Origin of the sequence: Anaerofustis butyriciformans (assembly GCF_036289385.1) — a bacterium.
Classification (GTDB): domain Bacteria; phylum Bacillota; class Clostridia; order Eubacteriales; family Anaerofustaceae; genus Anaerofustis; species Anaerofustis butyriciformans.
The window spans coordinates 100,468-116,662 of record NZ_JAYFFH010000005.1 but is presented as its reverse complement, the minus strand read 5'-3'; the positions used below and the strand labels follow the sequence as shown (position 1 = coordinate 116,662).

Sequence of the window (16,195 nt, the reverse complement as noted above, 5' to 3'; positions counted from 1 at the left end):
ACAATATAATAATATTCTTTCCCAAGATATTATTTTTTATTTTGTCAATTCTTCTAATACTTTTCTTACATTTTTTTGAGCATCTTCTTGTATCTCTACAATTTTTGCACCTCTGCTTTTTGCTACTTCTCTTAAATCACAAGCAATAGCAGTATGATAAGAGCAGCCTATAACAAGAAATACATCTCCAGGTTTCATTGTAGAAACAAGTTCATAAGCCTTTTGATAATTAGGAGCTGGATCTCCATATAAAACAGGCTTATTGCGTAATTTATATGCTATATCCATTTCGTCATCTTCAGGCAGCCCCCCATGAAGCTCCAAAGGTTCGCTTCCTGCTTTTGTATGGAGTCCATCTATATTCATTGTAATAATTGGAATATTGTATTCACTTAAAGCATAATGAGCATCATTAGGCTCAGCTCCATTCATATTTGCTTTTAATTGTCTGATTGTTTCGTTATATTCTTTTGGATGTAATATGGCAAAATCTCTAAACAGTTTTTCTCTTACATCAGGTCTTTCCATAAAAGTCGGAATATTACTTTGTTTTGATATACCTGCTCCGGTAAACGCTATAATCATTTTTATCATCCCTTATCTTAAAAATTTATTATATAATTATACCCTTTAAATTATTCAAATTCAAGAAGTTATACTTTAGTAATAAATCTATTTAGTGTATAATTATCTATATAAAATATGAGGAGATAGTAAAATGGTTAAATACGGGATATTAAGCACAGCGTCGATAGTTCCAAGATTTGTAAAAGGTGTAAGAGAAAGCGAAAACGGAGAAGTTGTTGCAATAGCTTCAAGAGGAGAAGAAAAAGCAAAACAAAAAGCAGAAGAATTAAATATAGGAAAATACTACGGAAGCTATGAAGAATTATATAATGATGATGAAGTTGATGTAATATATATAGCAACTATAAACTTTGCTCATTATCAAAATATTAAAGATGCATTAAACGCAGGCAAACATGTAGTTTGCGAAAAACCATTGGTTTTAGAAAAAAAACAAGCAGAAGAATTATTTGAACTTGCAAAAGAAAAAAATCTATTTTTGGCAGAAGCACAAAAAGAAGTTTTTCTTCCTGTTACAAATAAAGTAAAAGAAATAATTAAAGAAAAACAAATCGGTGAAATAGGTCTTATGGACTTTGCGACTTCTTTCCCTGGAGATTACAATGCTTGGACTCTTGATTTATCAAAAGGCGGCGGAGTATTTTTCACAAATGCAGTATATTGTATAGAATATATCGAATATGTTTTAGGTAAACCAATAAGCGAATACTTTGGAATGAGACTTAAAAGCGAAGAATTTGGCGGGGACAAAGAATGCACGCTTAACTTTAAAATAGGAAATGATACTCTAGCTACAAGCAAAATATCAGGATATGTTAAATTATTAAACAAATTGTTTATCTATGGAAGTGAAGGTTACATTGAAATGGATAACTTCTATAAAGCTGATAAAATGACAATACACTATTATGATGACAGAGATAATGAAGAAGTTTATCATCCTGCTACATGTGAAATGACATATGAAATTAATCATTTTAATAGTTGTATTATAGAAGGCAAATTAACAAGTGATGTTATAACAAAAGAAATGACAATACATAACGTAGAAATACTTGAAAACATACAAAATTCATGGAAATAAAAAAGACTGTTTAAACAGTCTTTTTTTGTTTATCATTTCTTCCCTGTCTCAAAAGACTATTTTCTTCCACAAACAAGTCTTTTGCAAGTTTTACGATTTCAGAACTTACCAAAGGAACTAGAGATAAAGTTAAAACAAAGTCCCACTTATTTGGATCAAGTGCAGATAATTCAAATATTTCTCTAAAAAATGGAACTATAACAATGATTATTGCAAGCAAAGTTGAAACTATATTTGCAAGTATAAGAACCTTATTTTTCATTGGAGGATTGTCAAACAAGCTTTCATTCATTGCCCTTACATTAAATGTGTGAAATAACTGAGATAAGCAAAGTATCAAGAAAGCAAAGGTTCTTCCCGTCTCAAGAGAATAATAGGTATTACCAAACCAAAAACCAACCAATGTAACAAAACCAATTAGTAATCCTTCAAATAAAACTCTTATGCTAAAACCAGGAGTAAATATATTGTTATCCTTCTTTTCAGGTTTCTTTTCCATTATATTTTCCTCTGAAGGGTCAACTCCAAGAGCAAGTGCAGGAAGAGAATCTGTAACTAAGTTTACCCATAAAATGTGTATAGGAAGTAGAGGCATAGGATAATTAAGTATTGTTGCAAAAAATAATGTAATAATTTCTCCGATGTTACAAGAAATCAAAAAATGTATGGCTTTCTTTATATTTTGGAATACCCCTCTACCTTCTTTTACTGCCATAACTATTGTTGAAAAATTGTCATCACATAAAATCATGTCAGAGGCACTTTTTGCAACATCCGTCCCTGTTATTCCCATTGCACATCCTATATCTGCTTTTTTAAGTGCTGCAGCATCATTAACGCCATCTCCACTCATTGCAACTATATTACCATTCTTTTGATAAGCTTCAACAATCCTTACTTTATCTTTCGGTGTAACTCTTGCATAAACGCTTATATTATTTATTCTTTTCTCAAGTGCTTTATCACTCAAACTTTCAAGTTCCAATCCACTTATACACTCTTCATCATTTTTCAATATTCCAAGTTTTTTTGCAATAGCTTCAGCTGTAAGTTTATGATCTCCTGTAATCATAACAGGTTTTATTCCTGCTTTTTTACAAGTTTCAATTGATTCAAATACCTCCTCCCTTGGAGGATCAATCATAGCCGTAAGACCTACAAAAATGAGATTATCTTCTACATTTTCTTTATCAGGTAAATTATCCAAAACTTTATAAGCATACCCCATAACCCTATATGCTTCCATTGAAAGCTTGTCCACTTGAGATAAAAAATCTTCTCTTAAATCATCAGTTATTTTCTTTACATTAGATTCACAAACATAATGAGAGCATTTATTTATCAAAACATCGCTAGCCCCTTTTACATACACGATATATTTATTATCTTCCCTATAAATGCAGCTCATCATTTTCCTTTTAGAATCAAAAGGAAGTTCGTCAAATCTAATTTTCCTTTCTCTTTCTATTCCACTTTCTTTTGCAAGTCTAACCAATGCAACCTCAGTGCTATCCCCTATTTTAACTTCTTTACCTTTCTCATCATAATAAAGATTTGCATCGTTACAATCATACGCAACATTAATAAGCATTTTAAAAGCTATGCTTTTATTTGTAGAAAACTCATCTTTATCTATAATTCTATTTGCAATATAAACTTTTTCCACACTCATTTTATTCTGTGTTAATGTTCCTGTTTTATCTGAACATATTACGTTTGCACTTCCGAGCGTTTCAACGGCATGTATTTTTCTTATAATAGCACCTTTTTTACTAAGCCTTGTTATACCTATAGAAAGAACAATGGTTATTACACTTGGAAGTCCCTCCGGTATTGCGGCGACAGCAAGAGAAACACTTGTCATAAACATATTTAAAGGTTTATTACCATGAATAAAACCTATAATAAAAATAGCAATACAAACCCCTAAACATCCAAGAGAAAGAACAGTTCCTATTTCTTTTGTCTTTTTTGCCATTGGAGTTATATTTTCCTCTTGCGATGTAATCATCTTGGCAACCTTGCCTATTTCGCTGTCCATACCTGTAGCCGTTACAATATATGTACAATTTCCATAAGTTACAATCCCCGAAGAATATACCATATTACGCCTTTCAGCAAGAGCAACTTTCTCTTTTTTTATAATTTTATTATCTTTATCTATTGGGATACTTTCTCCCGTAAGAGAAGATTCATCTATTTTCAAATTATTGCTTTTTATAATTCTTCCGTCTGCGGCAATTAAATCACCGCTTTCGGCATAAACTATATCTCCTACCACAACTTTATTAAAAGGAACTTTTATAACTTGTCCATCTCTTATTATTTTTGCTTCGTTAACACTAAGCTCTTTTAATGCCTCAAGTTCATTATCTGCCTTATATTCTTGGAAAGATGCTATTAACGCATTTACTATTACTATAACTAGTATCATAATTGCATCTCTTCCCTCTCCTATAAAAAAAGAAACAGCAGCAGCGATTAAAAGAACAATAATAAGAAAATCCTGAAATTGAGATAAAAAGATATCTAAAAAAGTATTTCTTTTTTCCTCAATTAAAATATTTTCTCCATATTTTTCAAGCCTTAAATTTGCTTCTTCTTCGCTTAGCCCTTTTTCTTTATCACTATGTAACATTTCTATAATTTCATCAACCTCTACATTAAAAAACATAATACGCCTCCTTTTATAGAAATTATATTTATATAAATGTGTATAATTTATCGGTTTTTGTTTATAAATCAATAATAAAATTTATTAATTATCAATTCTTAACTTTTTCTTAACTAAGTAAAAAATACAAATTTTATATTGACAAAATAAAAACACGAGAGTATAATCCCAAAATGTAAATTAAATAAATCCGGTAGGTAAGGCTACTACAGGGATATGGACTGTTGCCGCAAAATGATGGAGACATCATGCGTTGGTTTGAACAGGTTATATCGAAAACAAGGTATAACATAATACAGTTTCACCGCCCTGCAGAGTTAAAGCTCAAACGGCTATAAAATATTGAAGTATATCTTATACAAACCTTTGAGCTTGTATAAGATTTTTTATTTATCCGGATAAAAAAGGAAAGAGGTGAAGAAAATGGACGCTGGAGGCAGTATTAACACAAAAAATAAAAAAATAGCATTAATAGAAAATTTATTCCTTCAGTGGCCATTTTTCTATTTATAACGTTATCTTTTATTTTTGTGTCTACTTTCTCTAAATTCTACTTTAAAACAAAGAAAATGGAGGTAATAGACCAATGAAAGAAAGAATCTTAAAATCAAAAATGACATCATCTATGGTTCATAGAGATGATGTAAATCAAAAATTATTATTTGCGGCAAACAATGAAACTAAAGATGTAATAAAATTTTTTAATTCATCAAATAATGGATTAAAAAATATTAAGGCAAACGAATTACTTGAAGAAAACGGAAAAAACATAATAACAAAAAACAAAGAAGAATTAATCATAACAAAAATTTTTAAGGCATTTATAAATCCTTTTACATTAATTTTATTAATGCTTGCTGTTGTTTCAACCTTTACAGATATAATATTAGCTGCTCCGGGAGATAAAAATCCCATTACTGTAATCATAATAACATTAATGGTTATGATTTCAGGAATACTTCGTTATATACAAGAAACTAAAAGCAACAATGCGGCAAAAAAACTATCAAATATGATTTGCAGTACAGCCTGTATTGAAAGAATTGAAAATGGAAAAAAAGAAATCCCAATGGAAGACATCGTTCAAGGCGATATAATTCATTTATCTGCAGGCGATATGATACCTGCAGACATAAGAATTATAGAAGCAAAAGATTTATTTGTAAGTCAATCTGCTCTTACAGGAGAAAGCGAAGCAATAGAAAAAACTTCAAAAGTAAATAATGAAAAAACATCTATACTACAAATGGATAATCTTGCTTTTATGGGAAGCAATGTAATAAGTGGAAGCGCAAAAGGTATTGTTATTACAACAGGCAACGATACAATGCTTGGATTTACGGCAAAAGAGCTTATGAATAAACCTGTTAAAACTACATTTGAAAAAGGCGTAAATTCCGTATCATATCTTTTAATTAGATTTATGCTTATAATGGTTCCTATTGTTTTTTTCATAAATGGAATAACAAAAGCTGATTGGACAGGAGCATTATTATTTGCTGTTTCCATTGCAGTTGGATTAACACCGGAAATGTTACCTATGATAGTTACATCATGTCTTGCAAAAGGAGCTACACAAATGAGCAAAGACGATGTAATTATTAAAGATTTAAACGCAATTCAAAACTTAGGTTCTATTGACATTCTTTGTACAGATAAAACAGGAACCTTAACAAAAGATAAAGTTGAACTTGAATATCATTTAGATATAAAAGGAAAAGAAGACGACAGAATTTTACGTCATGCTTTTTTAAACAGCTACTATCAAACAGGTTTAAAAAATCTAATGGATAGAGCTATAATCGAAAGAACAAAGGAATTATCAAAAACACAAGAATATTTAAAAAATCTTGAAAAAGATTATATAAAAGTTGATGAGATTCCTTTCGATTTTGAAAGACGCAGAATGAGTGTTGTAATAAAAGATAAAAAAGACAAAACTCAAATGATTACAAAAGGTGCAATAGAAGAAATGCTAAACATATCTTCTCATGTTGAATATGAAGGAAAAGTCTTAAGCTTAACCAACGAAATGAAAGAAAATGTAATCAAAAAAGTAAAAGAATTAAACGAAAAAGGAATGAGAGTTCTTGGAATAGCTCAAAAAAACAATCCTTCAGGAGTTGGTGCTTTTAGCGTAAAAGACGAAAAAGATATGGTTTTAATAGGTTACCTTGCTTTTCTTGATCCACCAAAAGAATCAACAAAAGGTGCAATCAAAGCCTTAAAGAAATATGGCGTTGATGTAAAAATTCTAACAGGAGATAACGAACAAGTAACAAAATATATTTGCTCAAAAGTAGGAATTAAAATAACAAATATCATTACAGGTGAAGATCTTGAAAAAATCTCTGATATAGAGCTTAAGAAAAAAGCAGAAATAACAAATATTTTTGTAAAACTTTCTCCTGAACAAAAATCAAGAATTATAAGGATCTTAAGAGAAAACGGACATAGTGTTGGATATATGGGAGATGGAATAAACGATGCAATTTCAATGAAAGAAAGCGATGTTGGTATCTCTGTTGACACTGCCGTTGATATAGCAAAAGAATCAGCAAATGTAATTTTACTAAAAAAAGATTTAATGGTTTTAGAAAAAGGAATCATACAAGGAAGAAAAACATATGCAAACATGATAAAATACATCAAAATGACAGCATCATCAAACTTTGGGAATATGTTCTCTGTATTATTTGCAAGTGCATTTTTACCATTTCTTCCAATGGCTTCAATACATTTGATATTATTAAACTTTATATATGATTTATCTTGCACAACAATTCCTTGGGATAATGTTGATGAAGAGTTCATCTTAAAACCAAAGACATGGGATGCATCATCAATAAGTAAATTCATGCTTTGGATAGGACCTACAAGTTCAGTATTTGATATAATAACATACATAGTTATGTACTTTATCATATGTCCTCTTGTAATGGGTGGTAATTATGCGAGTTTAAATAGCTCAGCGCAAATCATGTTTATTTCTTTATTCCAATCAGGATGGTTTATAGAATCAATGTGGAGCCAAACACTTGTTATACATATGATAAGAACTCCAAAGATACCTTTTATTCAAAGCAGAGCATCAAAAATATTAACATTTACAACATTTATGGGAATAGCTTTACTTACAATAATTCCTTTCACTTTTATTGGAAAATCAATAGGACTTACAAGCTTACCTATAGTTTATTTTGTATTTTTGATTGGTGTTATACTCTCATATATTTTACTTGTAACTTTTATAAAAAAATTATACATAAAAAAATACAACGAATGGTTATAAAAAAGAACTCAGACTTTTGTCTGAGTTCTTATAATTCCTTATACTTAATAATTAAAATGCCTAAAATATAGCCTATAATTCCTCCTACTATGGGGAAGAAAATAATATCAACTGCATCCAAAAAACTATTTAATAAAAATCCTATACAAAAGAAAATAATCCCCGTATAAAAAGCAAAATTAAAACAAAAACTTTCATCTAATGTTTCAATTTCCTCTTCATCTCTAACAAGAGAATCTATTGTTACATCAAAAATATCAGCTATTAATTTTAAATTTTCTATATCGGGCATTCCATTTCCATTTTCCCATTTAGTAACAGCCTGCCTTGAAACATTAATCATTTCTGCTAAAGTTTCCTGAGAGTATTCATTTTTAATTCTAAGACTTTTTAATTTTTCTCCAAAATTCATACTATGCCTCCTTTTTTATAATCATATAAAAAAGCACATTAAAAGTCTGCTACCCATAATTATAATAATGCAACTTTTCGTTTCATCGGTGTTTTTAAATCATTTCTTTGATTGATTTCATATATTTTCTAGATTTATTTTTTGCATCTTTCACAGAACTTCCTTTTGATAAAATATATAATTTTATTTTTGGTTCAGTTCCGCTTGGACGACAAATTATATCGCATCCATCTTCAAGTTCAAAAAACAAAACATCAGAAGTAACTTCATTAAGCTTTTCTTTTTCTCCTGTTTTTAAATTTATAATGATATGGTTTTGATAATCTCTTACTCTTATTACATTAGTACCACTAAAATTTGTAGGAATATCTTTTCTTAATTTTACCCCTATATTTTTTATTCTCTCTTCTCCATCTAAACCTTCCATATAAATACTTTCAGTTAGCTCATCGAAGTAACCGTATTTTTCATATAAGCAGTTTAGAGCATCAAATAAATCCATTCCTTTATCATAATAGTAACAAGCCATTTCACAAACGAGCATTGATGTAACTATTCCGTCTTTATCCCTTGCATAACTTCCCTTCAAATAACCTATACTTTCTTCAAAGCCATATATAAATTTGTATCTTCCCTCTTCTTCTATTTCTTTTATTTTTTTACCTACAAATTTAAAGCCTGTTAAAACTTCATAAAGTTTAACGTTATTCTTTTTACATATTTCATCAACTATATTTGTAGTTACAATACTTTTTGTAACTGCAAAATTGTTTTCAAACTCTCCCTTTTCTTTCTTTGCCATTATTATATATTCAAGAAGCAAAGCTCCGACTTGATTACCGGTTATAACTTTATATTCTCCGTCTTTATCTTTTGCCATAACCCCTACTCTGTCTGCATCAGGATCAGTTCCTATTATTATATTTGCATTATTTTTTTTAGCAACCTTAATAGCATCACTAAACCCCTCTGCATTTTCCGGATTTGGAGATTTAACCGTTGAGAAATTTCCGTCTAAAACCATTTGACTTTCAACTTTTATAATATTATCTAGCCCTATTTTTGAAAGCACATATGGCACAAATTTATATCCACACCCATGAAAAGGTGTATATACTACTTTAAAATCATCTTTATGTTTTACTGTATATTTTGAATACTCGCTTTCTGATAACACTTTTTCCAAATAAAGATTATCAATATCTTCTCCAATAATTTTAAGTAGTCCCTTTTTTACAGCTTCGTCTTTTTCCATAATTTTAATATCACTTAAAACATCTATCTTTATCATATTCTCATGAACTTTATATGCCATATCTGGAGAAAGCTGAGCTCCGTCTTCCCAATAAACTTTATATCCGTTATATTCCTTTGTATTATGTGAAGCTGTTATATTTATTCCTGAAATTGCTTTAAGATGTCTTATAGCAAAAGAAAGCTCCGGCGTTGGTCTAAGGTCATCAAACAAATAAACTTTTATACCCATATTACATAGAGTAAGAGCTGCTTCAAGAGCAAATTTATCAGAATTATTTCTCGGGTCATGGCAAATAACAACGCCTCTTTTTTCTTCTCCTTCATTTAAAATAACTTTTCCAAGAGAAAATGTAGTGTGCCTTATGGTATATATATTCATCATATTTATTCCAATACCCATAACACCTCTAAGTCCCGCAGTTCCAAAATCAAGAAGTTTTGAAAATCTATACTCTTTTTCTTTTTCATCATCTTTAATATTTAAAAGTTCTTCTTTATCTTCTTTATTTATTATACTGCTATTTAAAAATCTATTATATTCTTTTATATAATCCATTTTTTCTCTCCTTCTATTCTTTTACAAAGGCTCTAATAGGACAAGCTTCCAAACCTTTTAGCTTAAGAGGAATAAAATAAAAATCATACGTTACTCCACTAACTAACTTATTAAGCCCTGTTAAATTTTCAACCAATAATACACCGTTTGATAAAAAAATATTATGAGCATCAAAGCCTTTATCTTCAAATGTTGCATCAAATCCAAAACAATCAATACCACAAATTTTAATATCCTTATTACATAAATATTTTACAGTTTCAATATCTAAATAAGGATGTTTTAAATATCTGTCAGTATTATAATATTTTGAATATCCTGTTTTAAAAATCAAAACATCTGTTTTTAATATATCTTCTTCATATTTACTTATATCTTTAACATAAATTATCTCATTATCTTTTTTATAACTTATATCAATTACAAAGCCTTTGCCTATAAAATCATCAATTTTATAATCATCTGCATTCTTACCACCTTTTATAAAATGAGAAGGAAAATCAATATGAGTTCCGCAGTGAGAAGAAAAAGAAATATTATTTACCAAACATCCATCATCTTCATAAGAAAAACACTTTTTTATAATTGTATTTGGGTCAGATGGGTAAACCTGCATATCATTTTCAATGTTAATTGTCAAATCTATCATTTATAATCCTCTTATATACTCTTTTTATTAATTTTAACACAAAATAATTAAATTACTCTTTATTTAATATTGAATATTGCTATTGTAAAAAAAAAATAAATAATATAAAATAAACATGGAATAACAATATATTAACTTTTTTGAAAGAGAGAAAAATATGTACAAATTAATAGCAACAGACATCGATGGAACTTTAATTAATTCAAAAAGAATTCTAACAGAAAACACAAAAGAAGTTCTTAAAGAAGCTTCTGACAATGGAATTGTAATTATGCTATGTTCGGGAAGAGCTCCCGTAACATTAGACCTTATAACAGATCAACTTGATATTGATATGCCTCTTGCTTGTTACAATGGTGCACAAATATTAAGCGGAAAAAACGGTAAGGTTTTATATCAAAAAGGTTTAGATAAAGAAGATGCCATTTTAACTTATAAAGAAGGATGCAAAAGAAATGTCGGCGTAATAATTTGGACATTAGACGGAAAAATTGCATTTAATGAAAAAAATAGGCATACAAAACATTACTTGGATAATTCAAACTATAAAGATGAAGTTTTATACATAGGCGATGATTTGAGTTATTTTGACGATAAAGACAACAAAATAGCAAAACTTTTATGGCAGGATGATCCTGAAAAAGTAGAAGAAGAGCACATTCCTTACAGTAAAGAGCTTTTACAAGGTACAAATGCTATAAGTGCTACAAGTCAAAGTTTTTTACTTGAATTTACTCATAAAAATGCAAATAAAGCAGAAGCTATAAAACAAGTAGCAAAGGCTTATAACATAAAACATGAAGACACAATAGGAATCGGGGATGGATTAAACGATATACCGATGATTGAATATGCTTCCCTCGGAGTTGCAATGAAAAATGCACACAAAGACGTATTAAAAATTGCAGATATAGTTGCACCAAGCAATGACGAAGAAGGCGTTGCTTATATTATAAATAAATATATGTTAGGTAAGGAATAATGAAAAGAGCATCTTTAGAAGAATTTTGTAAGAATCTTGAAGGCGAAATATTATACAGTGATTTTAGGAAAAATATCAGACTAAACACACCCTTTTTAACAAGACCGGGAATACAATTAACGGGATTTTTTGAATACTTTGATAATGACAGAGTGCAAATAATTGGAAATACAGAAAATGCTTATTTAAAACATCTTACACCTCAAGTTAGAGAAAATAGAATAAGAGCATTATTTAAGCATGACATTCCATGTGTAGTACTAACAAACGGTGTTAAAGAATATGATGAATTTGTTAAAATTGCAAGAGAAGAACACGTTATACTTATAAGAAGTAACTTCAATACAAACTTAAGTATAAATAAAACAGTAGCATTTTTAGAAGACCTATTTGCTCCTAAAATGCAGCTACATGGTGTTCTTGTTGAAGTTTTAGGTGTAGGTATATTACTTGAAGGTGAAAGTGGTATAGGTAAAAGTGAAATAGCACTTGAACTTGTTCAAAGAGGTCACCGACTTGTATGCGATGATTTAGTAGAAATTAAAAGATTAAACATCAATACTTTAGAAGGTTCTTGTCCTGAAATATTACAATATTTTATGGAAATAAGAGGAGTTGGTATTATTGATGTAAAGGCTTTATTTGGAATGGGTGCAATAAAAGATAAAGTTGATATAGAATTAATAGTTAGACTCGAACATTGGAACAATGAAAAACATTATGAAAGATTAGGTACAGAATATCAAAAAGAAGAATTACTTGATGTTTCTCTTGATAAATTAACAGTACCTGTTAGACCGGGAAGAAATATGGCTGTTATAATAGAAACAATAGCAAGAAATTATCGTGTAAACGAAATGGATTATAATGCAGGTAAAGTTTTCTGTGAAAGAATAGAAACTTATAATAATGCAAATGCGAAAAAAGTAAAAAAATAAAGACTTACATTTTATGTAAGTCTTTTTATTTTTAATATGAATGAATGATTGCATCATCAAGTATATCCATATCGTTGTTAAAATCATTCAATGAAATTTCTTTTCTTTCATCATAAACTGAATAGAAATAAGGCATTTCAATTTTTTCCTCATTTTCATCAAAAAGAATTATTGATAGTTCCAAAGAAAACAAGTACGGAAGTATTTCAAAAAAGTATTCTCTATCATTATTGTATAGAGATATAATATTTTCCTTATCAAATTGGCTCAAATTATTTTTAAACCCGCTAAGCTGTGATATCACATAGCTTAAGTGTTCACTTCTTTTAAATATAAACCCATTTACAATAACACATAACAGTAACAAGTTAAGTTGGCAAACAAACATAATACCAACATTACTGTAGTGAATTGAAAAGTAAGGAACTGATATATTACCACATAGTATAAATATGCTTGTAACTAGAACTGCATATTTTATATACGTACTGCTGCTCGTTTGATATGCAACAATCAAATGGGACAATAGATAATACATAAATCCCGCTAAAATCAATAATAATATTGTAAAAGCAACTCTAAATCTTAATGCTCTAAAAGCAAAGTAAGAATATATTATGAATGACGCAATAAGAAGAATTGCAAATAATACACCTGTCAATCTTCTAAAAAATCTTGATGTTTTATCTTCAATATTACTATCTTTAGAGTAGGAATTATTTATAATATTTTCCATTCTAGAAAAATAATGTCCTTCATTTTCAAACAATTCCTTGCTGCTAACAGAATTTCTATTCCCTTTAAAAAGAATTTTATATATAAATCTTTCAAACTTCGTTGTGTATTTATCTAATTCTTTTATTTTCTTTATTATAATTTTTCCATCTATATCTTTAAAAATACTAATATATTTTTTTATTGCAAGGGACAGTATCAAGGATACATAATGATTACTTTGAACTTCTCCTGTATCTAAATATCCTGCAACAAATCCATCCATACCACTTGGAGGATAAACGGCTATTTCTTGATTAACCTTTTTATCTTTACCCCATATAAAATAAATTATTAAATTTAAAATAAGTAAAGCCACAGCACAAAGTAAAAGTATAGTTAATATATTTGGAGGAAGCTTTTTACTAAAAAGCTTCTGCGTTACATATATAACAACTCCTATAACTATGGCTAAAATTAATAGAATTACACCTTCTTGAACTTTTTCTTTTTTCCTATCCATAATTTCCTACCAGCTTCCGCCGCCACCGCCGCCGAAGCCGCCTCCAGAGAAGCCTCCTCCACCGGAAAAACCACCGCCGCCGCCTGTAGAAATATCACTTACCTCTACAGCACTTACAGTGCTGTTCATAAACAACATTCTATCATATAGACGTGACATCATATAATAATCCCAAAATGTAGGAGAATTATATGAACTATACCATGTAGGAGGTTCCATTGTTATATCTTTAAATTTATCCATCCATTTTGAACTTATTCCAAGTACAAATGTATAAGGCATTATATCATAAAAATATGAAGGATTTTCTTCAACCAATGCCTCAAGTTTATCTTTTTCAGTAACAATCAAAAAGTCTTTAAATCCAAGTATCTTTCCAATAATACTATCTAAATATTTACTTCTTTTATATGTCATACCTGTTAAAAATACACTTATGGTTAAAATAATATTTTGTAATAAATAAAAAATCACGCTAAATGATAAAATATTTAAAACAAAACACATTGCTCCCATAAGTAAAGCATATAAAATCAAACAAAATGCTATCCCAAAAACTTTGCTTTTGTTACTTCCGGTGTGCATCTTACTTATTAAATAAATAATTGATATATAAATACCGCCTATTAAAACAGTTGATGCAAATCCTAAAATTAAGCTTATAAGCATACTATAAAATATTTGATAGAAAGTATAAGTATAGCTTATAAATGTAAATAGACAGACTACACCGGTCATTATACGCTGCATTTTTAAAGCAACTCTATCACTTAAACTCTTTTCTCCGCTAAACTCACTTTGCAACTCATCTCTTGCAAGTGTTAGTGCTGAAGAATACTTATATTTAAGTGAAGATAATTTCACTTCATCAGAAGAAGCAAACAAATTATCAAATAAACATTTTTCATAAAGTTTTGCATCTTTTGGTAAATTTTTCACCTTTATAAAAATAAGTTCTTCTTCACTTTCTTCTCTTATTTTAAGATATCCTTTAGATGCAAAATATATTATCATTGATGTTAGATTTTTATCACTCCAACTATCTCCTGCAATATATCCAACCTCTGCCGGAGTCATGTTATTTGGAGGATAAAATTCAACTGTCTTTATTATTTTTTCATCTTTCCCATGTTTTGTAAATACAAATAAAGATAATATTAATATTAATACTGAAACTATAAGAAAGATAACATCAAATAATTTATTATTTGAAGATGCATTTACAAAATATCCATCAGGAAGCTCTATTCTGACTGTAACACTTTCATGATTATAAAGTTTAGAAGTTGTATATCCTTTTATTACATTATTATCAACACTATACTCTACATTACTGTCTGTATTGCCATAAGAACCCGATGTAAAATTAATTAAGTTTGTATCAAAATCTTTTGGCATTTTAATTGTAAAGGTTACTTTATCAATGGTTGTATCCCAGTCATTTCCTATAAGGTTAAAATAAACATCATCAAACTCATTTATTCCGTCATTACCGACAACATAAGTATATTTAATTTTATAAGTTTGCTTACCAGTTACATATTCGTCACTATCCCCTATTTGCAATACTATATTATCAAAATTTCTTTCTGTAGAATAATCACTTCCAACTACATCAATATCTTTTACTTTAATTAAATGTGTTTTCTTTACATCTTTTCCATCAATATTTCTTGTAGCTGAAGAAATTGTAGGGATTGTTCTGAATATACCATGTTTTTGATTATATCCAAAATCTACATCTATTGTTTCTTCTATTGTATAGCTGTTATCATCATTTACTACCATATTTATTTTATAATTATCTATGGTAAATGCTTCCGATGCAAAAATATTTGTAGATGGAAGCAAAAGTAAAAGTAATAATAATACTAAGCCTACAATCTTTTTTGTTCTTTTCATATTAATACCTAAATGTTAAAATTCAACTTTTACGTTTTCTCTTTCTTCTTCACTGTTTACTTCAAATAATGGTTTAGCAGAAAAACCAAACATATTTGCTATAATATTAGTTGGAAAAACTTCTGTTTTTGTATTAAAAGTATTAACTATAGCATTATAATATTTTCTTGAAGAAGCAATTTCTTCTTCCATTCTATTTAAATCATTTTGAAGAGAAACAAAGTTTTCATTTGCTTTTAAATCAGGATAACTTTCAGAAAGAGCAAATAATGATTTTAAAGTACCTGAAAGAACATTTTCGCCTTCAATTTTATCTCCAACACTAGAAGCATTCATAGCCATGTTTCTTGCACTTATAACTTTTTCAAGAGTGCCTTGTTCATGTTTTGCATAGCCTTTAACTGTTTCAACTAAATTAGGAATAAGGTCATATCTTTTCTTTAGATAAACATCCATAGTTGCAAAGGCTTCTTTTATTTTGTTATTTAACTTTACGAAATTGTTGTAAGCTGATATTAAATATAGAACAATTACAGCAACAACAATTAAAATGATAATTAATGTAATCATAAACTTTCTCCTTTAAAAATACTTTTATTATATTTTATCATATAAACTCAAATC

The 16,195-nt window shown here is 28.8% G+C and carries 12 protein-coding genes and 1 riboswitch; of the genes, 4 read left to right on the top strand and 8 right to left on the bottom strand.

The features are described from left to right. Positions 1-36: 36 nt before the first annotated feature. Positions 37-585 carry a Sir2 family NAD-dependent protein deacetylase gene (locus V2W16_RS07955; RefSeq protein ID WP_207669790.1) on the bottom strand — a complete coding sequence of 183 codons (549 nt, stop codon included), beginning with the start codon at positions 583-585 and terminating at the stop codon, positions 37-39. Between the two features lie 133 nt (positions 586-718). Between V2W16_RS07955 and V2W16_RS07950 the strand changes: the two genes are divergently transcribed. Continuing rightward, complete coding sequence (locus V2W16_RS07950) at positions 719-1,672, top strand: Gfo/Idh/MocA family protein (RefSeq protein WP_329384040.1); 954 nt, start codon at positions 719-721, stop codon at positions 1,670-1,672. A 10-nt stretch (positions 1,673-1,682) separates the two neighbouring features. On the opposite strand, the gene V2W16_RS07945 is transcribed toward V2W16_RS07950, so the two are convergent. Next, positions 1,683-4,418 carry a calcium-translocating P-type ATPase, PMCA-type gene (locus V2W16_RS07945; protein WP_329384037.1) on the bottom strand — a complete coding sequence of 912 codons (2,736 nt, stop codon included), beginning with the start codon at positions 4,416-4,418 and terminating at the stop codon, positions 1,683-1,685. 110 nt (positions 4,419-4,528) lie between these two features. Then, a riboswitch (M-box (ykoK) riboswitch) is annotated at positions 4,529-4,686 on the top strand. Positions 4,687-4,932: 246 nt separating this feature from the next. On the opposite strand from V2W16_RS07945, the gene mgtA reads away from it, so the two are divergent. Next, positions 4,933-7,638 (top strand): magnesium-translocating P-type ATPase, encoded by a 2,706-nt coding sequence (mgtA, locus tag V2W16_RS07940; RefSeq protein WP_329384034.1) that lies wholly within the window; start codon positions 4,933-4,935, stop codon positions 7,636-7,638. Positions 7,639-7,666: 28 nt separating this feature from the next. Here the strand turns inward: mgtA and V2W16_RS07935 are convergent, their stop codons facing one another. From V2W16_RS07935 to V2W16_RS07925, 3 genes are all read right to left on the bottom strand, one after another. Next, positions 7,667-8,050, bottom strand: a complete 384-nt coding sequence (locus V2W16_RS07935) for a helix-turn-helix domain-containing protein (protein WP_329384031.1) — start codon at positions 8,048-8,050, stop codon at positions 7,667-7,669. 94 nt (positions 8,051-8,144) lie between these two features. Beyond that, positions 8,145-9,863 (bottom strand): phospho-sugar mutase, encoded by a 1,719-nt coding sequence (locus V2W16_RS07930; protein WP_329384028.1) that lies wholly within the window; start codon positions 9,861-9,863, stop codon positions 8,145-8,147. Positions 9,864-9,876: 13 nt separating this feature from the next. Continuing rightward, positions 9,877-10,512 carry a cyclase family protein gene (locus V2W16_RS07925; protein WP_329384025.1) on the bottom strand — a complete coding sequence of 212 codons (636 nt, stop codon included), beginning with the start codon at positions 10,510-10,512 and terminating at the stop codon, positions 9,877-9,879. Between the two features lie 157 nt (positions 10,513-10,669). On the opposite strand from V2W16_RS07925, the gene V2W16_RS07920 reads away from it, so the two are divergent. Both V2W16_RS07920 and hprK read left to right on the top strand, forming a co-directional pair. Beyond that, positions 10,670-11,494 (top strand): Cof-type HAD-IIB family hydrolase, encoded by an 825-nt coding sequence (locus V2W16_RS07920; protein ID WP_329384022.1) that lies wholly within the window; start codon positions 10,670-10,672, stop codon positions 11,492-11,494. Beyond that, on the top strand, positions 11,494-12,432 hold the full coding sequence (gene hprK, locus V2W16_RS07915) for an HPr(Ser) kinase/phosphatase (RefSeq protein WP_329384019.1): 939 nt from the start codon (positions 11,494-11,496) through the stop codon (positions 12,430-12,432). Before V2W16_RS07920 ends, hprK begins: the two co-directional genes overlap by 1 nt. A 31-nt stretch (positions 12,433-12,463) precedes the next feature. Here hprK and V2W16_RS07910 read toward each other — a convergent pair whose 3' ends face one another. Genes V2W16_RS07910 through V2W16_RS07900 form a run of 3 tightly spaced genes read right to left on the bottom strand, consistent with a single transcriptional unit; the run spans position 12,464 to position 16,141 of the window. After that, positions 12,464-13,669 (bottom strand): DUF2207 family protein, encoded by a 1,206-nt coding sequence (locus V2W16_RS07910; RefSeq protein WP_329384016.1) that lies wholly within the window; start codon positions 13,667-13,669, stop codon positions 12,464-12,466. Positions 13,670-13,675: 6 nt separating this feature from the next. Then, the gene (locus V2W16_RS07905) at positions 13,676-15,571 is read right to left on the bottom strand and encodes a DUF2207 domain-containing protein (protein WP_329384014.1); all 1,896 of its coding nucleotides are present in this window, start codon (positions 15,569-15,571) and stop codon (positions 13,676-13,678) included. A gap of 15 nt (positions 15,572-15,586) precedes the next feature. Then, positions 15,587-16,141, bottom strand: coding sequence for a LemA family protein (locus tag V2W16_RS07900; protein WP_329384011.1), 555 nt, complete (start codon positions 16,139-16,141; stop codon positions 15,587-15,589). Positions 16,142-16,195: the final 54 nt, after the last annotated feature.